Raw genomic sequence first — 25131 nt, forward strand, 5'->3', positions numbered from 1 at the left:
GACTTGAAAGGATAGAGAATGCCGTTTTTTTCTGAAGAGTGGATACAGGAGTTGCTTGCAAAAGTAAATCTTGTCGACTTGATAGGCGAATATGTGACACTGCAAAATAAATCAGGGCGTTTTTGGGCTTGCTGCCCGTTTCACAATGAAAAGACGCCCAGTTTTTCCGTTAACCCGGAAAAGGGGTTTTACCACTGCTTTGGCTGCGGCAAGGGAGGCAATGCGATCCAGTTTGTAATGGAACAGGAGAAAATGACCTTTCCAGAGGCATGCCAGTACCTTGCAGAAAAGGTGAAACTTCCGGTTCCGGAAAATACGGACAGGACCGGGTATGAGAAACGCAAGCAGCAGCGCGAGAAAATATTTGAAATGAATAAAATTGCCGCTCAGTTTTTTCATGCGAACCTGTATTCCCAGAAGGGCAAGGCTGCTTTGGATTATCTGCATGGCAGGGGGATCGGTGATCGTGTGGTCAAGACGTTTGGAATGGGATTTGCACCCCCTGGCTGGGACCATTTGCTGAAACTTTTGAGTGAAAAGGGTTATACCAAGCAGGATATGCAGGCGGCGGGACTGATCAAGCTGAATGATGGGAAAAGTTATGATATGTTCAGGAACCGCGTAATGATTCCGATCATTAATACATTTTCCAATATCATTGGCTTCGGTGGCCGCGTGATGGACGATGGAATGCCAAAGTATCTCAATTCACCGGAAACAGCGGCCTTCAACAAAAGCCGGAATTTATATAACCTGAATTTGATCCGCAAACAGAAAAATTTGTCACACTTGATTCTGGTTGAAGGATATATGGATGTGATTGCTTTGTCCACATATGGAATACCTGAATGTGTCGCCACGCTTGGAACCGCTCTTACCCAGGACCAGGCAAGGCTTATAAAGCGTTATACCGACCATGTATATGTTTCCTATGACGGAGATGAGGCGGGAAAAAAAGCGACGTTGCGTGCTCTTGGCATCCTCGCGCAGGAAGGGATCGAAACGCGTGTGGTCAGTATTCCCGGAGGACAGGACCCGGACGAGTACTTGAAAGAACATGGCAAAGCGGGATATATTGGGCTGATGAAGGCATCGCTTCCCATGATGGATTACAAGTTCAGTGTGGCGGCGAAAAAATATGACCTGAACGACAGCTACCAAAAAGAGAAGTTTGCGCAGGAGTGTATCGCTATGCTGAAGGGTGTGGACAGCGCCATCATAAAAGAAAAATATATGAAAAAGCTGTCAGAGATGACCGGGTTTTCAATAAATTCGATTGCCCAGGATGCAGGGGGGACAGACCAGAAGGAAATAAAGTGGACTCCGCCGAAGGTGGAAAAGAAAAATACGGATGTAGAGGAAAAGGCTGAAAATTGCCTGATACGGTTATTGTGTACAAATCCGCAGTCGGTTTTAAAGCTGGAGAACCGGATTTCAGAAAAGGATTTCAAAAACGAGACGAATCAAAAAATTTTTTCCTATACTTTACAGTGCGTAAAAAAAGGGTTTTCTCCTACCAGTGCCGAAATATTATTAGCACTGCAAAAGGAGGATGAACTGAAACACGCTACGGAATTATTGAGCGAAGACGGTTCCAATGGTGTTCAGAAAAATTTTGACGACTTTTTTGAGGACTGCGTAAAGCAGATCGAATTGAGCCGTTTGGAAGGACAAAGAAAGCTATTGCTGGTGAAGTGCGAGGCGCAGGCTGATCCTGAGAAAAGAAGGGAGTTGCTTGAGCAGGTAGGGACGCTGGCAAAAAAAATACATAGGCTGAAAACAAGTTTTTAAAATTTTATAGTAGGTGAAATTGATTGACTGAGAAAAAAACAACAGAACAAAACATGGAAGAAACGGCGGCTGAAATGGACGTCAAGCAAAGCGCTGGTAAGGAAACGAAACCTGCCGATAAAAAGGAGCAGTCCAAGCTTACGGATGAGCGCATTGCGAAAATCGTGGAGATCGGAAAGACAAAAGGTGTATTGAAGTATGCTGAGATATCGGAATATGTGGACGATACGCATGCGGTTCCCGATCAGATCGATAAACTTTACGAAGCACTCGAAGAGCACAGCATCGATGTGATCGACGACGAGATCGAAAAAGAAGTGCCCAAAGCGGAAGAAGATACTGAAACGGCTGATTTTGAAATATCCATGCCGGAAAACATCAATATCGACGATCCGGTAAGGATGTACCTCAAAGAGATCGGCAAAGTGCCGCTGCTTTCCGCTTCAGAGGAAGTGGAGCTTGCAAAGCGTATGGGAGAAGGCGATCAGGAGGCGAAACGCAAGCTTGCCGAGGCAAACCTGCGGCTTGTCGTCAGCATCGCCAAGCGCTATGTAGGCCGTGGTATGCTCTTTCTGGATTTGATTCAGGAAGGAAACCTTGGGCTGATTAAGGCTGTTGAAAAATTCGACTATCAAAAGGGATATAAGTTCAGCACATATGCTACATGGTGGATTCGGCAGGCGATTACGCGCGCTATCGCAGATCAGGCGCGTACGATCCGTATTCCCGTGCACATGGTGGAAACGATTAACAAGCTGATCCGTATTTCACGTCAGCTGTTACAGCAATACGGGAGGGATCCGTTGCCGGAAGAGCTTGCGAAGGAAATGGATATTCCGGAAGAAAAGGTGCGGGAGATACTGAAAATAGCTCAGGAGCCTGTTTCCCTTGAAACGCCGATTGGCGAGGAGGAGGACAGTCATCTTGGAGATTTTATTCCGGACGATGATGCGCCGGCTCCGGCGGAAGCAGCTGCATTCACGCTCCTAAAGGAGCAGTTGATGGATGTGCTTGATACGCTTACGCCGAGGGAAGAAAAAGTGCTCAAGCTGCGTTTTGGACTGGAAGATGGACGGGCAAGGACGCTTGAAGAGGTAGGCAAGGAATTTCAGGTGACAAGGGAGAGGATTCGGCAGATTGAAGCAAAGGCTTTGCGGAAACTGCGGCATCCGAGCAGAAGCAAAAAATTAAGGGATTTCCTGGAATAGGGATATAAAGGCGGCGTTAAGCCGCCTTGTTTATACGCGGCAGAAAACAGGACAGAAGAATTTTATGGAATTATCACTCAGGATGCGTGCAATCGCAACATTTGCAAAAGAAGCGGATATTGTGGCGGATATAGGATGTGACCACGGATTTGTAACGGCAGCGCTGATCGAGGATTATGGCGCGAAGCAAGTCATTGCGTGCGACATCAGTGAAAAATCGCTGCAAAAGGCGAAAAAGCTTGTTTGCGAACATAATTTAGTGCAATCTGTTGACTTTTATGTTGCAGATGGACTGAGCGCGCTGACAGATAAGTCCCCGGATTGTGTGATTATTGCAGGAATGGGAGGCCTTTTGATCCGGGACATTCTGGAAAGAGATATCAAAACGGCAAAAAGAGCGCAGAAGCTGGTGTTGGCGCCTCAGGGCAATGAATACGAGCTGCGTACGTTTTTGTATGAGAACGACTTTATGATATATGATGAAGCGATTGTATATGATGAAGGCAAATATTATCAGGTGATTGTTGCCAGAGAAGGCAGGGGGATTTGCCCGGAAGAGATTTACCTGCGGTACGGATACTATCCGGCAAAGCGCAAGGAGCAGTTGCAAAAGGAATTTTTGCAGCGTAAGCTGCTGGAGACGGAAATGATTATGGAAAAAGCGCATCGGGGGAAAAATACGGATTCATACATCAAAGAAAAGCAAGAACTGCACAGAAGGATACAGGAGGTACTGCAATGTCTGTAACGCTGGAACAGGTGGGCGCGTTGATTGAGAAAATGGCGCCGCAGAAGTTTGCTGAGGATTGGGACAATACGGGTTTCAACCTGAATCTTCATAACCGGGACATAACAGGAATCTATATTTGCCTTGACGTAACACAGGAAGCAATCAGGGATGCGGCGGATAAAAAATGCAATTTGATTATCTCTCATCATCCGTTGCTGTTTCGTGCGGTGAAACGTCTGGACAATGCAGAATATGAAGGAAAATGTATACAGCTTTTGATGCGGGAAGGAATTTCCCTGTATTGCGCGCATACGAGTATTGACCGTGCGCCAAAGGGGATTAATTCATGGCTGGCGGATATTTTTAATCTTGGGAACAGGCGTTATCTCAGCGACGAGATAAGGGAACCGTATTATGAGGTGGCAGTCCATGTCCCGCAGGAGCAGGCGGCGCAGGTGCGTGACGCGATGACAGCGGCGGGTGCGGGAAGACTGGGCGATTACAGTGATTGCACCTATAGTATTGAAGGAAATGGCACATTCCGTCCTGATGCAAATGCACATCCTTTCATTGGCACTGCCAATCAAATGGAAACGGTGAAGGAAATCAGGATATCCTCGATCTGTAAGAAGAGCAGGCTCGTGGGAGTAATCGCCGCAATCAGGTCTGCGCATCCTTATGAGGAACCCGCGATCAGCGTGCTAACGACGGAAGAGCCCGTTGGGATAGAGGCCGGACTTGGCGTGGTCGGAGATTTGCCGGCGAAGATGACCGCAAAAAAAGCGCTTGATATTTTGAAAAAGGCGCTTCATACAGATAGCGTAAGGGTTGCCGGCGATCTTGAATCTGAGGTGGGCCGGATCGCCGTATGCGGCGGCGCGGCCGGAGAATTTGCAGACGCAGCGAAGAAAAAAGGTGCGCAAATGTATATCACAGGCGAGATTAAGCATAATTTCTATGCGGCCCGTAATGGTATCATATTGGTGGAAACGGGACATTTTGATACGGAAAAATGCTTTTGCGAGGGATACGCACAAGGTTTACAAAATCTGTTAAATGATGTAAACTATAACATAGCGATTTATGTGGAAAATTTACGGAGACCATACGTAAATTATTGAGGAGGATTGTCGTTGAATAATTTAGATGCTTTATGGGATTATCAGGCAGCGGAAAATGAGTTGGAGACATATGAGCGTTCGCTCAAAAATACAGAGACGCGGAAAAAATTGGTGCATCAGCAGCAGATTTTCCAGAGTAACCAGCAGAAGCTGAAACAACTCGAGCAGGAATCGATTTTGCTGCAAAATAAAATGAATGAAATCGCCAGTCAGATGGACGTGGTACAAAAGCAGATGACGGAAAAGCGGGAAGAAATTTCCGAGGTGTCCGGATACGACCTTGAGGATATGTTTCTTGACGATGTGCGGGAAATGATCAAGGAGTGCGAGAACAATAAAAATTCGATTGAGGTGGATAAGCGCAAACTTGTGGATATCATGCACCGCATTGAAAAATCGGAGACAGAAATCAGGGAAACGCTTGTTAAAATGAGCAATGCAAAAAAGCAGTTTGATCATTTAAAGGAGCAGCATGCCAAGGAGATCGACGCAGGGAAAGGCGATCTGGATAAGCTTCGCGCCAATGTAACAAAAGCGGCGGCAGGAATTGATCCGAAGCTGATGGAGCGTTACAAGTCAATTAAGCAGCACAGGCCGAACCCCATGGCAAAGTTGGTGGGAGACCGCTGCGAGGGATGTAAGATGCAGCTGCCTTCCGGGGTGCTGCAGAACCTGAAAATTGACGGCAATGTTGTAGAATGCGAAAATTGCGGCAGAATCCTGTATGTGAAGGATGAATAAAAGAAAAATGATTGAGCAGACCGGATGGTTGCGCGCGTAAGCGTGAGGAAAGTCCGGGCTCCGCAGGGCAGAGCGCCGGGTAACACCCGGTGGAGGCGACTCCAAGGAAAGTGCAACAGAAATATACCGCATCTTTTTAGATGTAAGGGTGGAACGGCGAGGTAAGAGCTCACCGGCGTTATGGCGACTTAACGCGCAATGTAAACCCCGCTTGGTGCAAGATTGGTATAGGGACATTTAATGGCGGCCCGTCACGTCCTTTGTAATCGCATGAGCCGTGCGGTAACGTACGGCCTAGATAGATGACCATCAAAACAGAACCCGGCTTACAGGTCTGTCTCAATATAAAAAAATTAACGCGATGTTTACCCAGGCAAAAACAGCAAAAGCTGTTTTTTTGCTATTTACAGAAAGGCATTTATGGATGGATTTTTACCTGTTTCCAAGGCAGATATGGAAAAGCAGGGAATCGAACAGCTCGACTTTATTATGGTAACGGGGGACGCATATGTGGACCATCCGTCGTTTGCGCATGCCATCATTTCGCGCTATCTTGTGGCACATGGTTATTCGGTTGGCATAATTGCGCAGCCGGGGTGGAAAACTGCGGATGATTTCAAGCGCCTCGGAAGGCCGCGGCTTGGATTCCTGATCAGCGCGGGCAATATGGACAGCATGGTGAACCTCTATTCTGTGACAAAGCATCGCAGGGCCAGGGATCTTTATTCGCCGGGTGGGAAGACGGGAAAGAGGCCTGCACGCGCAACGATCGTCTATACCGGGAGAATCCGCGAAGCGTATGGGGACATTGCAGTGGTAATCGGTGGGATTGAGGCAAGCCTCAGGCGTTTTGCCCATTACGACTACTGGGATAATGACGTGAAAGAATCGATCCTGACGGAGAGCGGCGCGGATATCCTTGTGTATGGCATGGGAGAACGCGCGATCACAGGGATTGCAGAAGCGCTTGACGGCGGTCTTGCCGCAAGGGATATTACATATATCGAAGGCACGGTTTACCGTGCGAAAAATCTGGAACGCGTCTACGAATATCAGGAGATACCGTCCTATGGCGAGGTGAAACGGGATAAAACCACCTATGCCAAAGCGTTTATGACGCAAATGCACGATAAAAAAAACGTACTTGTGCAGGCGCAGAAGAATGGATATGTGATACAAAATCTGCCTGCTGAAACGCTCTCACAAAGCGAGCTTGACTTTGTGTATGGACTGCCTTTTATGCGCGCGGCGCATCCCATGTACCAGCAACCGGTTCCTGCGCTTGAGGAAGTAAAATACAGCATTACCGCAACGCGCGGCTGTATCGGCGCGTGCGCTTTCTGCGCGCTTTATTACCACCAGGGCAAGGATGTTGTATGGCGCAGCCAGAAGAGCGTTTTGGGGGAAGCAAAGGAATTTCTGCACGACGGGGCGTTTAAAGGGTATATCCATGATGTTGGAGGCCCTACCGCAAACTTTTACGGCGTGAAATGCACGAATCCTAAAGGCAGGTGTACTGCGCGCAGATGCCTTACGCCTGAAAAGTGCAGGTTCCTGAAAGAAGACCATACCGGATATTTGAAGCTGCTGCGCAAGCTGAGAGAGCTTGACGGCGTCAAGAAGGTATTTATTCGCTCCGGAATACGGTACGATTACGCGCTGCTTGACAAAAGCGGTGAATTTGTAAGGGAACTGGCGGCGCATCATGTGAGCGGGCAGCTTAAGCTTGCGCCAGAGCATGTAAGCCCGGACGTATTAAAATTGATGGGAAAGCCGGACATCGAGAAGTACAGGCGGTTTTGCCAGAAATTTGACGCGGCGTCGGGAAAAGCCGGAAAGAAACAATATGTGTTGCCGTATTTTATGTCGTCCCATCCTGGCAGCACGCTCGCGGATGCTGTAAGACTTGCCGAATATATCAGGGATTCGGGTTTTATGCCGGAGCAGGCACAGGATTTTTATCCCACGCCGGGGACGCTTGCGACCTGTATGTTTTATACTGGGATCAACCCGGAGACGGGAAAGAAAATATATGTCCCAAAGAGCAGGGAGGAAAAGGAAATGCAGCGGGCGCTCATCCATTACAAAAACCCGAAAAACAGGGCTGTTGTGAAGAAGGCGCTTCGAAAGGCAGAGCGTGATGACCTCATTGGAAACGGCAAAAAGAAGCTGGTGCGGGAATAAATATTATATGTTAATTCGTATTGCGTACGGGTTATAAATATAGTATACTATTCTCTGTATTGTTCTATGAATTTTATAGTTTTGAAGCAATCTAGGAGGATTAGTAATGGCTGCTAAATTAGAAAAGCTGGAAGGCAACAAAGCGAAACTGGAGATAGCGGTTTCGCCGGAAAAATTTGAAGAAGGAATCAGCAAAGCGTATCAGAAGTTAAAGGGGAAATTCAATGTCCCGGGATTCCGTAAGGGCAAGGTACCAAGAAAGATCGTGGAGAATTATTATGGCCCGCAGGTGTTCTACGAAGACGCGCTGGATGAAATTATTCCCGATGCTTTTTTAGAGGCGGCAAAAGAGCACGAACTCGAAGTTGTTTCAAGACCTGAATATGATGTTTTAAGTATTGACGCAAAAGACGGCGTTGTATTTACAGCGCAGGTGGTATTAAAACCGGAAGTGAAGCTTGGCAAATATGAAGGTATTAAAATCACCAAGCCTGTTGAAAAGATTACGGCAAAGGATGTTGACGCAGAGGTCGAGAAAACGCGCGAACAGAATGCAAGATGGGTTGATGTGGATCGTGAATCCAAAAATGGCGATACGGTTGTGATCGATTTTGTCGGAAGCATCGACGGCGTGAAGTTTGAAGGCGGCGCTGCAGAAAACCAGTCCCTTGTGCTTGGCGACGGACGCTTTATTCCGGGCTTTGAAGAGAAGATCGTCGGAATGAAGGCTGGGGAAGAAAAGGATATTGACGTTAAATTCCCGGAGGATTATACGCCTGAGTTTGCAGGGAAAGACGCTGTGTTTGCGATCACTCTCAAGACAGTCAAAGAAAAAGAGCTGCCTGAGATTGATGATGATTTCGCGCAGGATGTATCGGAGTTTGATACGCTTGCAGAATATAAAAAAGACATCAAAAAGAAGCTGCAGGATCGTGCTGACCTGCGGGCGAAAGCGGAAATGGAAAACCAGCTGCTGAGCGCTGTCGCAAAGGAAATTGAGGCAGATATTCCGGATGAGATGGTGAATAACCAGATCGATTACCAGATTCAGCAGATGTCCTATCAGCTGATGTATCAGGGGATGAAGCTTGAGGATTACCTTGGCTATATGGGTAAAACTCTTGATGATTTGAGAAACGATTATAAAGAGAGTGCTGCAGAGCAGGTTCGTATGCGCCTGGCGGTAGAGGCGCTTTTGAAGGAGCTCAAGATAGATCCGACAGAAGAGGATCTGGCGAAAAAGTATGAAGAGCTCGCCAAAGAAGCGAACAAAACCGTGCAGGAATATAAAGACAGCATGAGCACCGAGGAAATTGATTACTTCAAGGAACGCGTTGCGATGGAAGCGCTGTTTGATTATCTGGTGTCCAAGGCGGAGATCGAAGAGGTTGACGCTAAGGAAGCCGCGAAAAAGGCAGAAGCGGAGAAGAAAGCCGCTGCGAAAGCGCCTGCAAAGAAGCAGACCACAAAGAGCGAGTCTGCAAAAAAGGAATCTGCGAAAAAAGATTCCGAGAAGAAGGCAGCCAAGCCTGCGGCAAAGAAACCTGCCGCGAAAAAGGAAGCTGCTAAGGAAAAGTAAAGTAGTTTCTATGCGCCGTGCCGATAAGGCAAGGGCGTATTAAGGAGGTTAATTTATGAGTTTAGTACCGATTGTGGTAGAACAAACAAACAGGGGAGAGCGTTCTTATGATATCTTCTCCAGACTGTTAAAGGACAGGATCATCTTCTTATCGGGTGAGATAGACGACGTTGTGGCCAACCTGGTCGTGGCGCAGCTGATCTTCCTTGAGGCTGAGGATCCGGATAAGGATATTTACTTATATATCAACAGCCCGGGCGGTTCGATTACGGCCGGAATGGCGATTTTTGATACGATGCAGTATATTAAGTGCGATGTCAGCACGATTTGTATCGGTATGGCGGCTTCCATGGGAGCATTCCTGATGGCGGCTGGTCAGAAGGGGAAGAGAAAGGCGCTTCCCAACAGTGAAATTATGATCCATCAGCCGTTGGGCGGCGCGCAGGGACAGGCGACAGATATTGCAATCCACGCGCAGAGGATCATTGACATCAAAGATAAGATGAACAGGATTTTGAGTGAAAGAACAGGACAGACGCTGAAAAAGGTTCAGAAGGATGTGGAACGCGATTACTTTATGACAGCGGACGAAGCGCTTAGCTATGGTATTATCGACGAGATCATCCCAGCCAAGCAGTAAGCGTTAGAGGTGAAATTAGAATATGTATAATGAGTTTAATGATGGTGAAAACCAGATCAAGTGCACATTTTGTGGTAAAACGCAGGATGAGGTACGTCGTCTGGTTGCCGGCCCGGGCGTATATATTTGTGATGAATGCGTAGAGCTCTGCCGGGAGATCATCGATGAAGAATTCAAGGAAGCTGCAAAGTTTGACTTGAAGGAAATTCCAAAGCCTTCAGAAATCGTTAAAACGCTTGACGATTATGTGATCGGACAGGATAAGGCAAAAAAATACCTCGCAGTTGCGGTGTACAATCATTATAAGAGGATCAATGCAGAGTCCGCTGAGGACGACACAGAGATTCAGAAGAGCAATATCCTGATGCTTGGACCTACCGGAAGCGGAAAAACGCTGCTTGCGCAGACACTTGCACGGGTGCTGAACGTTCCTTTTGCAATCGCAGATGCAACGTCGCTTACCGAAGCCGGATATGTCGGCGAGGATGTTGAAAATATCCTGCTGAAACTGATCCAGGCGGCTGACTTTGATATTGAGCGTGCCCAGAAGGGGATCATCTATATCGACGAGATCGATAAAATTGCGCGCAAGACGGATAATCCGTCGATTACGCGCGATGTATCGGGAGAAGGAGTGCAGCAGGCGCTTCTCAAAATTCTGGAAGGAACGGTTGCAAGCGTGCCCCCACAGGGCGGCAGGAAGCATCCGCATCAGGATTTCCTGCAGATTGATACGACAAACATCCTGTTCATCTGTGGCGGCGCGTTTGACGGACTTGATTCGATTGTCGAGAGCCGTACAGGGCAAAAATCAATGGGCTTTGGAGCGGATGTAAAGAGCAAGCAGGAAAAGGATGTAAGTGCGCTGCTGGCGCAGATTCAGCCGGAGGATTTGCTGAAATTCGGTCTGATCCCGGAATTTGTGGGAAGGCTGCCGGTGGTTGTGAATCTGCAGATGCTCGACGAGCAGGCGTTGGTGGAAATACTCAAAAAGCCTAAGAATGCGCTCACAAAGCAGTTCAGAAAGCTGTTTGAGATCGACGGCGTAGAGCTTGAGTTTGAAGACGATGCGCTTAAGGCTGTTGCGAAGCTCGCGATTGAACAAAAAACGGGAGCAAGGGGCCTTAGGAGCATTATTGAATCCTCTATGATGGATATTATGTATGATATTCCGTCGCGTGACGATGTGCTGAAGTGCGTCATCACAAAGGAAACGATCGATTCCAAAAAGCCGATGCTTGTAATGGGTGAAAACACCGTAAAAGCCAAGCTGAATAAAAAGGAAGAAACCGCTTCATAAGGAAAAGGACAAAAGGACGGGGAGTAAAATCACCGTCCTTTTTTGATTGCCATATTTAGTGGTGTGTTATATAATAATACAGTATGTATACATAATATTGTGGAGGAAACATAATGTCAAAGACATATACGGCAGGCGATATACAGGTGCTGGAAGGACTTGACGCGGTCAGGCGGCGCCCGGGAATGTATATCGGCACAACAAGTTCAAAGGGATTGCATCATCTGTTATGGGAGATTGTGGACAATGGAATCGACGAAGCGGCAAACGGTTTTGCGGATAAGCTTACGGTGACGATTCATCCGGATAATTCCATATCGGTGGAGGACAACGGAAGGGGAATCCCAACGGGGCTTCATCCGGAGCTGAAGGTATCCGGTGTCGAGGTTGTTTTCACACAATTACACGCAGGCGGAAAATTTAACAATGAAAACTATGCTTATTCCGGTGGGTTGCATGGCGTAGGCGCGTCGGTGGTGAACGCTCTTTCGAGATGGCTTACGGTGGAGGTTTATCAAAACGGAAAGGTTTTTTACCAGAAATATGTATCTGAAACGGATGCAAAGGGCAAAATGCAGGTTGGGAAGCCTGTTGGGGCGCTGAAGGAGATTGGCGAGACAAAGAAAAAAGGTTCGAAGATCACCTTCCTTGCGGACGATTCGATTTTTGATAATATTGATTTCCAATACGACGTAATCAGAAGAAGGCTCAGGGAGCTTGCATTTCTGACCAAAGGGCTGCATATTACGCTCATCGACGAACGCCAGCTTGCGGGCGGCAGGCCGAAAAAGGAAACATTTGAATATACGGGGGGAATCGTTGATTTTGTCCTGTACCTGAATAAGGATAAGACGCCGCTCCATGCGGCTCCGATTTTGCTTGAAGGACAGAGAAATGGAATTATTGTGAGTATTGCGATGCAATATAATTCAAGCTATACGGAGAGTATTTTCTCTTATGTCAATAATATTCCGACCACCGAGGGCGGAATGCACGAAACTGGCTTTAAGACCGCGATCACAAAGGTAATGAACGATTATGCGCGCAGCAATAACCTGCTGAAAGAAAAGGAAGCCAATCTTACAGGCGACGACTTCCGCGAAGGGCTTTGCGCGGTTGTGAATATTAAGATGAAGAACGTACAGTTTGAAGGGCAGACGAAGACAAAGCTTGGCAATGCGGAAGCGCGCGTAGCGGTGGAAGCGGTTGTAACGGAAAAACTTTCCGCTTTTATGTCCGACCTCAACAATACCCAGATATGTACCAAAATACTGGAAAAGGCAATCGGCGCGGCGCGGGTGCGCGACGCGGCGCGTAAAGCGAAGAAAATGGAGCGGGCAAAGAACAAGCTTGAGAATTCGCCGCTTGTCGGCAAGCTTTCCGCCTGTACGGGGCGTAAAGCTGAGCTCAATGAACTATTTATCGTTGAGGGCGACAGTGCCGGAGGAAGCGCGAAGCAGGGACGCGACAGGCGGTTCCAGGCTATTCTGCCGTTGCGGGGCAAGCCACTCAACGTGGAGAAAAAACGAATTGACCAGGTGCTTGCCAACGAAGAGTTTCGTTCGATTATTACGGCGCTTGGCGCTGGCTTTGACGATAGCTTTCAGCTCGAAAATATTAAGTATAACAAGGTAATTATCCTTGCGGACGCGGACCAGGACGGCGGGCATATCCGTACCATTTTGATTACCTTTTTCTATCGGTATTTCAAGGATCTGATTACGGACGGGCATCTTTACATTGGCCGTCCGCCGCTCTTTAAAATTGCCAAGGGAAACAAGACGTTATATGCCTACAATGACGAGCAGCTGGAAAAAGCAAAAAGCGAGATCGGACGGGGTTATACGGTGCAGCGATATAAGGGATTGGGAGAAATGAATCCGGAGCAGCTTTGGGAAACGACCATGAACCCGGAAAAACGTTCGCTGATCCGCGTGACAATCGAGGATCTCGCGGATGTGGAGCAAATAGTATCTACGCTGATGGGCGATAATGTGGAACCGCGCAAGCAGTATATCGCGGAACACGCAAATTTCAACAAACAGGATAATTTTGAGGTGGTGCAGCATGAAAACGAAGCAAATTGATTTTAACGAAGAGATCATAGATGCGGCGCTGGGCGAGGTTATGCACACCTCTTTTATGACGTATGCCGAATATGTAACGCTTGAACGGGCCCTGCCACGCGTGGAGGACGGGCTTAAGCCGGTGCAGCGCCGTATTTTGTATACGATGTACGACCTTGGCATCCTTCCGGACAAGCCATTTAAGAAATCGGCAAGGATTGTCGGGGAAGCGCTTGGCAAATACCATCCGCATGGCGATACCAGCGTTTACGACGCAATGGTACGCCTCGCACAGCCGTATGCAATGCGAATGCCGCTTGTGGATGGACACGGCAATTTTGGCTCTATGGACGGCGACAGCGCGGCTGCAATGCGTTACACAGAGGCGAGGCTTTCGCCGCTGGCGCTTGAAATGCTGCGGGATTTGAATAAGGATACGGTATCGTTCCGTCCAAACTTTGACGATACGGAACGTGAACCGGACATGCTTCCGTCACGTTACCCAAATCTGCTTGTGAATGGATCTTCCGGGATCGCTGTAGGTCTTGCAACAAACGTGCCGCCGCACAACCTTGGCGAGGTGATCGGCGGCGTTACAGAGCGCATCGAACATCCGGATTGCTCTTTGGAGGATGTGATGAAGCACATCAAAGCTCCGGACTTCCCGACGGGCGGATATCTGCTCGAGGGCGACGGGCTGAAGCAGGCCTACGAAACAGGCAAGGGCAAGATTTATATTCGTGCGAAGGCACATATAGAGAAAACGACCTCCGGAAAAAACCTGATCGTAGTGACGGAAATTCCTTACGAGGTTAAGAAATCGGCAATGCTCGAAAAGATTCTGTCGGTCAGCGAAAATAAAAAAGAAATTTTCGCGGGGATCGCGGATATTCGCGATGAATCTGACAGGGAAGGCGTACGCGCCGTAATCGAGGTTCGTAAAGGGCACGATCCGGAAAAAATATTAAATCTTCTTTATAAATATACGGATCTGCAGACAACATTTGGCATCAATATGATGGTGATTGCAGACGGAGCGCCCAAGCAGCTCGGGCTTTTGAAGATTATTGACTATTACATCAAGCACCAGAAAAATGTAATTACGCGTAGAACCCAATTCGACCTTGAGCGGGCGGAGAAACGTGAACATATTCTGCTTGGGCTTATTATTGCCGTCAAAAATATTGACCGCGTGATCAAGATCATCCGTGCTTCAAAAAATACAGAGGAAGCTAAGCGCAGCCTGATGAAGGAATTCAACCTGACCGGCGTTCAGGCGCAGGCGATACTCGATATGCGTCTTGCACGGCTGACCAATCTCGAAGTAGAACTGCTGGAAAATGAATATAAGGAAGTCGTTGCGTTGATCAAATACCTGCGCTCCATCCTTGGATCGGAAACGAAGCTGCTTGAGGTTATTAAAGAAGAACTGACGGCTATCAAAGATAAATATGCAGACAAGCGCCGTACCCAGCTGATGAAGGAAGAGCATGCGCAGATTGAAGTGGACGAGAGCGAATTTGTTGTCGTCGAGGAATGCACAATACTCATGACGCGTGCCGGAAATCTGAAACGAATGTCACAAAAGGCGTTGCAGAAAGGGATGGAAGCTGAAGAACTCGAAGAAAAGCTGCAGCCTGTATTCCTTGTGCCCACCGATACGGCAAGTAAGATTTACGTCTTTACCAATAAAGGCAATATGCTTATGCTCCCTGTTTCATCTATCCCGGAGGCACGGATGAAGGAAGCAGGAAAATCCCTGAATGCTCTTGTGAGCGGACTTGACCAGGGAGAAGAGATATTAAATATTATAACCAAAAACGATTTTGCAAAGGGACTGATGTATTTTGCAACGCGGGGAGGCCTTGTCAAAGCGACGCAGATGGAAGAGTTCGACGTCAAAAAATCCAAAATCATGGCGTGCGGCTTAAAGGACGGCGACGAATTGATTTATGCAAAGCCTTCGGAGGCAGAGCAGGATAATATGCTTTTCATCACTTCGGACGGCATGTCGATCAACATCCGCAAGAGCGAGGTTTCTGTTATGGGAAGAAGCGGCAAGGGAGTTGGCGCAATCAAGCTTGGAAAGCATTCGCGTGTCGTTTTTGCGGAACAGATTCAGAACGGTCAGGATGGAAACGTTTTGTTGATGACGGAAAAGGGCTATGCTAAGCTCACGCCAATCGCTGAGTTTGACGAACAGGGAAGGAATGGAAAGGGATTGAAATCCTATCAGCTTACGGAGGCGACTGGAAAAGATGTTGTGGGCGCGCTGCTTATAGAGAAAATCTGCATGGTAACAAGCGTCCAGAAATCAGGCGAATTGCATAAAATCAAAACGGATGACGTTCCTGTGGATGCCAGAAACACAAAGGGAGAACAGGTGGTACTGGCGCTTATGGGAAATGACGTCGTGAAGCTTTATAAAAATATTTTTGAATAATAATTGATTTTGCTTTTTCAGCTACTTGAGAAAGAGTTGTAGTTTTTTTTCGCGTAGTAATGTGTTAAAATGTAGGTGTATGACAATACCTGCATTTTTGCATTGAGAGGTGTTTTAAATTGTTCGAATCGAAATTGAAATCCAAAGAACTTGACGCGCTGTTTGAGGCGATCCTTTCGCTTAAAAACGAAGAGGAATGTTACCTGTTTTTTGAGGACCTGTGCACGGTTGCGGAGTTGTCTGCGATTGGGCAGCGCTATAAGGTTGCACAAATGCTGGCAGATAAAACGACCTGCCATGCCATTGCAGATAAAACAGGAGCCTCTACCGCCACAATCTCGCGTGTAAACAAGTGCCTTAATTATGGTACAGGCGGATACCAGATGGTGCTCAAACGAAATAAAAAACAGCAGGGAGAATGACGTTGCACGGATTAAATGAAAGACAGCAGAAAGCGGTGGAGACGATCACGGGAGCCGTACTTGTTCTTGCGGGCGCGGGAAGCGGTAAAACACGCGTTCTTACAGAGCGTGTGGCCTACCTGATCAACGAAAAAAGAGTTGCGCCGTGGCAAATACTCGCAATTACATTTACCAACAAAGCGGCGCAGGAAATGCGCGAACGTATTTCAGGCGTTGTGGACGTGGATATGCGGGATATGTGGATCAGCACCTTTCACGCAATGTGTGTGCGGATGCTGCGGCGGTATGCGCAGAAAATAGGGTATACCAGAAATTTCCTGATTTATGACACGGACGATACGCTGCGCCTGATGAAAAAAATACTGGAAAAGATGGGGCTTAAGGAGAATAAGTCATATTCGGACCGATATATGAAAAACCTCATCAGCAAGTATAAAAATGACAGTACGACGCTTGATTTCGATCAATATGCGGAAGAAAAAAATCCTTTTGTCGCGGATCACGCAGAAGCGATCTTTGAAGAATACACGCAGGAATTGCGCCGGCAGAACGCCATGGATTTCGACGACCTGCTTCTCAACACCCTGAGGCTTTTGGAAACGGATGAGGAAGCGCGCGATTATTACCAGAGGAAATTCAGGTATATCCTGGTAGACGAATATCAGGACACCAATATGGTTCAGTATAAGCTGATCAAAATACTTTCCGAAGGATATGGAAATATCTTTGTGGTGGGTGACGACGATCAGTCTATTTATGCGTTTCGAGGCGCGAATATCAGGAATATCCTTGAATTTGAAAAGGATTTTCCGGGGGCGACTGTGATCCGGCTGGAGCAGAATTACAGGTCGGATAAAAAAATTCTGAACGTTGCAAACTGTGTGATCAAAAACAATGAAGGGCGTAAGGGGAAGACGCTTTGGAGCGATATCGATAAGGGAGATAAACCTGTCCTTTATACGGCGAACAGCGAGTTTGAGGAAGCTGAAACCATAGCAAGGGAAATACAGCGGCTTTCAGATGAGGGAATGCGCTATTCCGATATGGCGATTTTGTACCGCATCCATACGCTTTCGAGGATTCTCGAGGAAAAGCTGCGCCTTTATGCGATTCCTTACAGGATTTACGGGGGGATCAGCTTTTACGAACGCAAAGAAATCAAGGACATGGTGGCTTACCTCAATATTATTGCCAATCCTGCGGCAGACCTGCAGTTGTTACGTATCATCAATACGCCCAAGCGCGCGATTGGCGGGGCAAAAATCACGATGCTGACAGAAGCGGCGGCTTATAACGATATCCCAATCCTTGATGTGATGCAAAACGCAAATGTTTTGCTTACGGATAAAGCGCTTATAAAGAAGGCGAACGAATTTGCCGCGCTTTATGAAAAAATGACCGAAGGCAGGGAAGAAAAGGCAGTACATGAGATATTGGAGCAAGTCTATGAGGTTTCGGGATATAAAGCGATGCTGGAGGCAGAGCAGACACCGGAGGCGGAAGCTCGTATGGAGAACGTTGCGGAGCTGATTAACTCCGCATATACCTATGATGCTGACGAGGATGCTTCCCTGGAGGGCTTTTTACAGAATATTGCGCTTATTACGGACCTTGACAGCATGGACGACCAGGGCGGTGTGACGCTGATGACCATGCACGCGGCAAAGGGGTTGGAGTTTGACGCAGTGTTTGTGGCAGGGATGGATGAGAATATCTTTCCAAGCCAAAGGGCGATTGACGAGGATAATGTGGAGGAAGAACGCAGGCTCTGTTATGTGGCGGTGACGCGTGCAAAGGAAAGGCTGTACCTGCTGCATTCAAATGTCAGGACGCTTTATGGACGGATGCAGCCGTCCGTACAGTCACGTTTTTTAGATGAGATTGACGAAGATATGCTCAACCGCATCGGCAAAAAGCAAAAACCGGTGATTGCGGCGCAGCAGACGCAGTCAAAGCCAACTTTCTTTTCCGGAGGCGGTTTCAATCTGGAAAAGAGCAAGCCACAGAAGGTGAGCGGGGATTATCAGATTGGAACTGTGGTTGAGCATAAGACATTCGGACGTGGCAAGGTAAAGACAATCATGGGAGAAGGCGATTCGCGCGTCGCGGTCGTCGACTTTTATGAGGTTGGCGAAAAGAAGATGTTTTTGGCATTTGCTTCGCTGAAAATTTTGAAATAGGCAGGATGCGCGATGGAACGCATGAGAGAACTCATCGACAAACTGAATGACTACGCCTACCGGTATTATGTACTGGACGATCCGGCTGTGGCGGATGTGGAGTATGACCGCCTGTATGATGAGCTTGTTATGCTTGAAAAGGAAACGGGCGTAACAGAAAGCGATTCTCCCACGCAGCGCGTGGGCGGCAAGCTGCTGGAGGGCTTTCGTAAGCACGTGCATCTCGCGCCCTTGTGGAGCCTGGATAAGGCACAAAGCGTTCAGGACGTTATACTGTGGCAGGAACGAACCAACAAACAGATCGAGCAGCTTGGCCTGCCAAAGGCAAGCTATTCGCTGGAATATAAGTTTGACGGACTGACGATCAACCTTACCTATGAGGATGGATTCCTTGCGGGTGCGGCGACGCGTGGAAATGGAATAGTGGGGGAAGATGTGACTGCACAGGTCAAAACGATACAGTCTATCCCACTTAAAATTGATTTTAAGGGCAAAATGGAGGTTCAGGGGGAGGCGATCATGCGCCTCTCTGTTTTGGAGGAATATAACAAAACCGCAGAGGAACCGTTAAAGAACGCGCGTAATGCGGCTGCGGGGGCTATTCGTAACCTCGATCCGGCGCAAACTGCGAAACGGCATCTGGATGCGTTTATTTACAATGTCGGCTATATCGAAGGAAAGGAATTTCAGAACCACAGTGAAATGCTCGATTTCCTGCGGGAAAACAAATTCAATGTAAGCACATACGAAAAGATATTTTCTGACGTTGCGGACATCAAAAAAGCAGTGGACGATGTTGAGGAAACACGTGGAGGGCTTGATTTTCTGATCGACGGGATGGTAATCAAGCTGACGGATTTCAGAACGCGCGAGGCGCTTGGGTATACGCAGAAATTTCCAAGATGGGCGATCGCCTATAAGTTTGCCGCAGAAGAAATGACCACAAAGATACTTGATGTGACCTGGGATGTGGGACGCACAGGAAAACTTACCCCGCTTGCGCATCTTGAACCTGTGGAGCTTTCGGGCGCTACGATCAGGAGGGCGACACTCAACAATTATGAGGATATCCTTCGCAAGAGGGCAGCTGTGGGGGCGAAGGTATTCATCCGCCGTTCCAACGACGTGATTCCTGAAATCCTTGGCGCAACGCCCGTGCAGGACGGCGGGCTGGTTCCAATCGAAAAGCCGGAGTTTTGCCCGGCCTGCGGTACGAAGCTTGAAGAAATCGGACCGAATCTTTATTGCCCAAACTCCCTGAACTGCAAGCCGCAGCTTACGTCGCGTATGGTGCATTTTGTTTCGCGTGATGCGATGGATATTGAAAACCTGAGCGAAAAAACGATAGGCCTTCTATTTGAAAAAATGGACATTAAGGATATTGCGGCGATTTACTCTGTAACAAGAGAGCAGCTTTTGGAGCAGGAAGGATTTAAGGATAAGCGTGCAGGTAACATTATTTCCGCGATTGAGGCGAGTAAACATCCGCCGCTTGCAAACTTTATTTATGCGCTTGGGATTTCAAACGTTGGGAAAAAGACGGCAAAGGATCTCGCGAGGACGTTCCATACCTACGAAGGTATTAAGAATGCGACGTACGACGAATTGATCGCCATAAACGATATAGGTGACGTTGTGGCAAACGACCTGATCGACTTTTTTGCAAACGAAAATTATATGCGTGTAGTGCAGGAATTATTCGACGCGGGAATCGTTCCGCAGGAGGATGAGGGAATCAGGCAGGGAGGCCTGTTTGAAGGCAAAACGTTTGTCCTTACCGGAACGCTTACGCAGTTTACGCGCAAGCAGGCGCAGGAATTGATTGAAAGTCTGGGGGGAAAAACGAGTTCATCGGTCAGTAAAAAAACAGATTATGTCGTGGCGGGCGAGAGTGCGGGAAGCAAGCTTGAAAAGGCGCAGGCGCTTGGCGTTACGGTTGTCAGCGAGGATGAATTCAGCCGGATGGCACAGGCATAACGGTATCATAAATGGAGGAACGGGTATGTTAAAGGAAAAAGCAAAGGAATACTACAATGACAAGGATTACAACTGTGCTGAGGCAATCATTCGCGCGGCAAACGACGTGTATGACCTTGGTATCAATGAAGCCGGTTTGAAATCCTATGGATGCTTTGGAGCGGGAATGCAGTGCGGGAGCGTTTGCGGCGCTGTTAGCGGGGCTATGGGCGCAATCAGCGCAAAGGAAGTAAAAACGATTGCACATGAAAGCGAAACGCTTGGCCCGAAATGCAGGGAAATGATGAAGGGATTTGAGGAACGTTTTGGGCACACTTTATGTAAAGAGGTACGCAAGAATCAATTTTCCAAAGAAACGCGGTGCTGGAAAGCTGTGGAGGGTGCGGCTGAAATACTGGAGCCGATCATGGAAAAATAATGGCAAAGGGAATGGCGTTGATCATTCCTTTTTTACTTGCAATATTGTTCACGGCAAAACAGATTTATGATATAATATATGATTATATGAATTTGGGAAAAGGATGGAAAGAATATGCGCGTCACAATAGAAGAAGTAGAAAAAATCGCATCGCTTTCGATGCTCAGCCTTACAGATGAAAAAAAACAAATGCTGCAAAAAAACCTGGATGAAATCCTCGCGCACGCTGAAAAGCTCAATGAGCTGGATACGGAAGGCGTGGAACCGACGAGCTATATTTTAAAACAGCAAAACGTCGTACGCGAAGACATACCCGGGAAAGTTTGGGAGCGGGATGATATGCTCAAAAATGCACCGGAACGGGAAGACGGATGCTTTGTCGTGCCAAAGGTAGTGGACTAGGAGGGGCTATGGAACTCAGGGAACTGAACATAAAGCAGGCTGCGGAGCTGCTTGACAAAAAGGAAATATCGTCTGCAGAGCTGACGCAGGCCTGTATCGACAGAATTGAGGCGGTGGAGCCGCAGATAAATGCACTCGTGACAGTGTGCGCGGAGCAAGCGCTGGAAACAGCGAAACGTGTGGATGAAAAACGCGCAAGGGGAGAAAAACTTGGCAGGCTTGCGGGGATTCCAACCATAATTAAGGATAATATGTGCACAAAGGGGGTGCTATCGACGGCATCCTCCAAGATGCTTTATAATTATAAGCCGGTATATGACGCAACTGTAATTGAAAAACTGAAGGCCGAAGACTATGTAATGCTTGCAAAGGCAAATATGGATGAATTTGCAATGGGCTCTTCTACAGAAACTTCTTATTACGGTGTGACAAAGAATCCGTGGGATACGACACGCGTGCCGGGCGGCTCTTCGGGCGGCAGTGCGGCTTGCGTTGCGGCGGATGAAGCGATATTCGCGCTTGGATCAGATACGGGCGGCTCGGTCCGGCAGCCTGCGGCATTTTGCGGTGTGGTTGGACTAAAGCCCACCTATGGGACTGTATCGCGGTTTGGGCTGATGGCGTTTGCCTCATCTCTCGACCAGATCGGGCCATTGACCAAAAATGTTGAGGATTCCGCCTTTGTGATGGATATCATTGCGGGCAACGATAAAAAGGACTCCACCTCTGCAATTATGGAATATCCGCATTATGGCGAAGGTATGAAGCAGGACGTTAAAGGCCTGAGAGTAGGTATTCCAAAAGAATATTTACAGCAGGAGATTGATCCTGAGGTGAAGCAATCCTACCTTGATGCGATCAAACTTTTTGAGGATATGGGTGCGGTTGTTGAGGAAACATCGCTTCCTACCTTTGATTATGCGCTTTCCGCATACTATGTCATTGCTTCTGCGGAGGTCGCGTCGAATCTTTCGCGTTTTGACGGGATACGCTATGGGTACCGCACAGAGCAATACGACGATTTGAAACAGATGTATAAAAACACACGTTCCGAGGGGTTTGGAGACGAGACAAAGCGCCGGATTATGCTGGGCAATTATGTTTTGAGCTCGGGTTATTACGATGCTTATTACCTGAAAGCGCTCAAGGTAAAAACATTGATCAAAAACGATTTTGAACGTCTGTTCGAAAAATACGACGTTCTGATTTCGCCAACCGCACCCTCGCCGGCGTTTCAGGTAGGCGCGAAATCCAATCCGCTTGAAATGTATCTGAACGATTTGTTTACGGTGCCGGTGAATATTGCGGGCGTAACAGCTATTTCGCTGCCGTCAGGCGTTACAAAGGAAGGTTTGCCCGTTTCGGTGCAGATCATTGCGAAGGCGTTTGACGAAAACACGATGTTCCGTGCAGCCTATCATTTTGAGCAGGCAGTGAAATTTGACCGGAAACCGACATTATGATGGAGAGAATGCAATGAAATACGAAACAGTGATTGGGCTTGAAGTTCATGTTGAGATGGCTACGGAAACAAAAATTTTCTGCGCCTGCAAAAATAAATTCGGCTCGGAACCGAATACGAACGTTTGTCCGGTATGCCTTTCCATGCCGGGAACGCTGCCGGTTTTGAACATGCAGGCGGTGGAATACGGCGTACGCGCCGGGTTATCCTTAAATTGTGAGATACCAAATTATTCCAAGCTTGACAGGAAGGGATATTTTTATCCGGACCTTGCAAAGGCATACCAGATTTCCCAGTTCGATTTTCCGCTTTGTTCGCGCGGGGAGGTTGAGCTGGATGTGGATGGGGAAAAGCATACGATAGGTATTACGCGCATCCATATCGAGGAGGATGCGGGAAAGCTTGTGCACCAGGGAACGGAAAGCCTTGTGGACTATAACCGCGGCGGCGTGCCGCTGATGGAGATCGTCACGGAACCGGATTTTCGGAATGCGGCGCAGGTAAAGGCGTTTCTTGATACGGTAAAGGCAAATATGGAATATATTGGCGTATCGGACTGCAAGATGGAAGAAGGATCGATGCGCTGCGACGTAAATATTTCAGTAAGGCCGGAGGGCGAAACGACGTTTGGCACGCGTACTGAACTGAAAAACATCAACAGTATATCGGCGGCGCAGCGTGCAATCGAATATGAGGCGAAGCGCCATATTGAGGTAATCGAGGACGGTGGAAGCATTGTGCAGGAAACACGCCGCTGGGACGACGCAAAAGGAAAGACGTTTTCAATGCGTGATAAAGAGGAAGCGCATGACTACAGGTATTTCCCGGATCCTGACCTCGTGCCGGTCTATTTGACGGATGAGCATATTGCGGAAATCAAAGCTTCGCTGCCTGAGCTTCCGGCTGCAAAGCGTGAGCGCTATGTATCGGAGTTTGGCTTGCCGGAATACGACGCGGGGATTCTTACGATGTCCAAGTATACCGCAAAGCTGTTCGAGGAAAGTGTGGCGCTCTATAACGAGCCCAAGGCAATCAGCAATTATATTATGGTAGACCTTGCGCGGCTTATGAAGGAAAATAACATTGAGCCGGAGAACATCCCGGTTTCGCCGCAGGATTTTACCGATCTGTTAAAGCTTGTGGCGGATGGTGTGATCAATTCCAGCGTGGGAAAACAGGTGTTTGAGGAAATGTTCAAGACGGGTAAAAAACCTGCGCAAATTGTGGAAGATAATGGACTCAAACAGATTGATAACGCGGATGAAATCCTTACGATGGTTCAGCAGATTATAAAAGACAATCCAAAGCCGGTTGCAGATTACAAAGGCGGTAATGCAAAGGCAATGACTTTTTTTGTCGGCCAGGTAATGAAAGCCACAAAAGGAAAAGCAAATCCAAAAACGGTAAACGAACTTGTAAAGGCGGAGCTTGACAAGGCATGAAACAGGGAAAGCTGACAAACGCAAAGTTGCAGGAGCTTGTTATCAATAAAATTACGCCAAAAAATTCTGAAACCGTCGTAGGCGCGGGCGTGGGAGAGGATTGTTGCGCTGTGCGCGTGGGCAGCGACCTTTGCGTGGTTTCTACGGATCCGATCACCGCGGGCGGCGAGCAGACGGGCACGCTTGCAATCCACATCAACGCAAACGATATTGCAGCGGCGGGCGCAGTTCCAATCGCTGCGCTGACGACTCTACTGATTCCGCCGTGTGCGGTGGAAGAGCAGATCAAAAAGATTATGGCGCAGCTTACGGAAACAGCGGGAAGCCTTGGAATCGATATCATTGGCGGTCATACGGAGGTTACGGACAGCGTTTCACGTCTGGTGGTTTCTGTTGCGATGATCGGAAAGCCGGTGATTCCCGGTAAAATGTTTAAAACTGCTGACATGAAGGTGGGGGACGACCTCATTATGACAAAATATGCCGGGCTGGAAGGTACGGCGATCATCGCGAGCGAATACAGGGAAGAGCTTCGGGGAATGCTCACAGGGGAAGATGAAGACGAACTGAAAATGATAAAAGAATCGCTGAGCGTTGTACGGGACGGTACCTTTGCGGCAGGGATCGACGGCGTAAGCGCGATGCACGACATTACCGAGGGCGGCGTGCTTGGGGCGGTATGCGAGATGAGCGAAGCTTCAGGGACAGGCGCGTCGATCGATTTTTCAAAGGTGCCGGTGCTATCCGTCACAAAGAAAATCTGTGAAAAATACGGTCTGGATATTTATGGACTTATTTCAAGCGGTAGTATGATGATATCCGCGAAAGACGGACAACGCGTGGCGGAGCGTCTTATAAAGAACGGGATTATGGCTACGGTGATTGGAAAAGTGACAGAGCGGGGCGTATACGATATCTCTTCCGGCGGGAAAAAACCGCTTACGCCTTATCAGGCGGACGAACTGTACAAAGTCCTGGAAAGAGATGCTTTATAACGCTGATATTGTATGATATAATAATATGCA

General features: G+C 48.0%; 19 protein-coding genes and 1 other RNA gene. All 20 read left to right on the plus strand.

What is annotated here, in order from left to right; all coding sequences use genetic code 11:
* Positions 1 to 18: 18 nt before the first annotated feature.
* Positions 19 to 1791, plus strand: a complete 1773-nt coding sequence (gene dnaG / locus ACS5WU_RS01380; protein ID WP_465088895.1) for a DNA primase — start codon at positions 19 to 21, stop codon at positions 1789 to 1791.
* Between the two features lie 23 nt (positions 1792 to 1814).
* Positions 1815 to 2999, plus strand: coding sequence for an RNA polymerase sigma factor RpoD (gene rpoD, locus ACS5WU_RS01385; protein ID WP_330379189.1), 1185 nt, complete (start codon positions 1815 to 1817; stop codon positions 2997 to 2999).
* Positions 3000 to 3063: 64 nt separating this feature from the next.
* A complete protein-coding gene (locus ACS5WU_RS01390; RefSeq protein ID WP_302762170.1) occupies positions 3064 to 3747 on the plus strand; it encodes a tRNA (adenine(22)-N(1))-methyltransferase in 684 nt (227 codons plus the stop codon).
* A complete protein-coding gene (locus ACS5WU_RS01395; RefSeq protein WP_302762171.1) occupies positions 3738 to 4850 on the plus strand; it encodes a Nif3-like dinuclear metal center hexameric protein in 1113 nt (370 codons plus the stop codon). Before ACS5WU_RS01390 ends, ACS5WU_RS01395 begins: the two co-directional genes overlap by 10 nt.
* Positions 4851 to 4862: 12 nt before the next feature.
* Positions 4863 to 5591: a zinc ribbon domain-containing protein gene (locus ACS5WU_RS01400; protein WP_046442982.1), complete on the plus strand. Its 729-nt coding sequence runs from the start codon at positions 4863 to 4865 to the stop codon at positions 5589 to 5591.
* A 12-nt stretch (positions 5592 to 5603) separates the two neighbouring features.
* Positions 5604 to 5937, plus strand: an RNA gene (gene rnpB, locus ACS5WU_RS01405) — RNase P RNA component class A.
* 74 nt (positions 5938 to 6011) lie between these two features.
* Positions 6012 to 7775 (plus strand): YgiQ family radical SAM protein, encoded by a 1764-nt coding sequence (locus ACS5WU_RS01410; RefSeq protein ID WP_465088896.1) that lies wholly within the window; start codon positions 6012 to 6014, stop codon positions 7773 to 7775.
* A 106-nt stretch (positions 7776 to 7881) separates the two neighbouring features.
* Positions 7882 to 9354, plus strand: coding sequence for a trigger factor (gene tig / locus ACS5WU_RS01415; protein ID WP_320607259.1), 1473 nt, complete (start codon positions 7882 to 7884; stop codon positions 9352 to 9354).
* A 55-nt stretch (positions 9355 to 9409) separates the two neighbouring features.
* The gene (gene clpP / locus ACS5WU_RS01420) at positions 9410 to 9994 is read left to right on the plus strand and encodes an ATP-dependent Clp endopeptidase proteolytic subunit ClpP (protein WP_046442980.1); all 585 of its coding nucleotides are present in this window, start codon (positions 9410 to 9412) and stop codon (positions 9992 to 9994) included.
* A 22-nt stretch (positions 9995 to 10016) separates the two neighbouring features.
* The gene (gene clpX / locus ACS5WU_RS01425) at positions 10017 to 11294 is read left to right on the plus strand and encodes an ATP-dependent Clp protease ATP-binding subunit ClpX (RefSeq protein WP_046442979.1); all 1278 of its coding nucleotides are present in this window, start codon (positions 10017 to 10019) and stop codon (positions 11292 to 11294) included.
* Positions 11295 to 11407: 113 nt separating this feature from the next.
* Positions 11408 to 13381, plus strand: a complete 1974-nt coding sequence (locus ACS5WU_RS01430) for a DNA gyrase/topoisomerase IV subunit B (protein WP_046442978.1) — start codon at positions 11408 to 11410, stop codon at positions 13379 to 13381.
* Positions 13362 to 15803: a DNA gyrase subunit A gene (gyrA, locus tag ACS5WU_RS01435; protein WP_302760211.1), complete on the plus strand. Its 2442-nt coding sequence runs from the start codon at positions 13362 to 13364 to the stop codon at positions 15801 to 15803. Before ACS5WU_RS01430 ends, gyrA begins: the two co-directional genes overlap by 20 nt.
* A 119-nt stretch (positions 15804 to 15922) precedes the next feature.
* Positions 15923 to 16225, plus strand: a complete 303-nt coding sequence (locus ACS5WU_RS01440) for a YerC/YecD family TrpR-related protein (protein WP_046442977.1) — start codon at positions 15923 to 15925, stop codon at positions 16223 to 16225.
* Positions 16222 to 18405 (plus strand): ATP-dependent helicase, encoded by a 2184-nt coding sequence (locus ACS5WU_RS01445; RefSeq protein ID WP_302760210.1) that lies wholly within the window; start codon positions 16222 to 16224, stop codon positions 18403 to 18405. Before ACS5WU_RS01440 ends, ACS5WU_RS01445 begins: the two co-directional genes overlap by 4 nt.
* A 12-nt stretch (positions 18406 to 18417) precedes the next feature.
* On the plus strand, positions 18418 to 20382 hold the full coding sequence (gene ligA / locus ACS5WU_RS01450) for an NAD-dependent DNA ligase LigA (RefSeq protein WP_465088897.1): 1965 nt from the start codon (positions 18418 to 18420) through the stop codon (positions 20380 to 20382).
* 25 nt (positions 20383 to 20407) lie between these two features.
* Complete coding sequence (locus ACS5WU_RS01455) at positions 20408 to 20800, plus strand: C-GCAxxG-C-C family (seleno)protein (RefSeq protein WP_046442974.1); 393 nt, start codon at positions 20408 to 20410, stop codon at positions 20798 to 20800.
* Between the two features lie 114 nt (positions 20801 to 20914).
* A complete protein-coding gene (gene gatC, locus ACS5WU_RS01460; protein ID WP_046442973.1) occupies positions 20915 to 21202 on the plus strand; it encodes an Asp-tRNA(Asn)/Glu-tRNA(Gln) amidotransferase subunit GatC in 288 nt (95 codons plus the stop codon).
* An 8-nt stretch (positions 21203 to 21210) separates the two neighbouring features.
* Positions 21211 to 22665, plus strand: a complete 1455-nt coding sequence (gene gatA, locus ACS5WU_RS01465; RefSeq protein WP_046442972.1) for an Asp-tRNA(Asn)/Glu-tRNA(Gln) amidotransferase subunit GatA — start codon at positions 21211 to 21213, stop codon at positions 22663 to 22665.
* Positions 22666 to 22678: 13 nt separating this feature from the next.
* The gene (gene gatB / locus ACS5WU_RS01470) at positions 22679 to 24106 is read left to right on the plus strand and encodes an Asp-tRNA(Asn)/Glu-tRNA(Gln) amidotransferase subunit GatB (protein ID WP_302760208.1); all 1428 of its coding nucleotides are present in this window, start codon (positions 22679 to 22681) and stop codon (positions 24104 to 24106) included.
* The gene (locus ACS5WU_RS01475; RefSeq protein ID WP_302760207.1) at positions 24103 to 25101 is read left to right on the plus strand and encodes an AIR synthase family protein; all 999 of its coding nucleotides are present in this window, start codon (positions 24103 to 24105) and stop codon (positions 25099 to 25101) included. Before gatB ends, ACS5WU_RS01475 begins: the two co-directional genes overlap by 4 nt.
* Positions 25102 to 25131: the final 30 nt, after the last annotated feature.

This window comes from Christensenella sp. KGMB01412 (assembly GCF_055522415.1).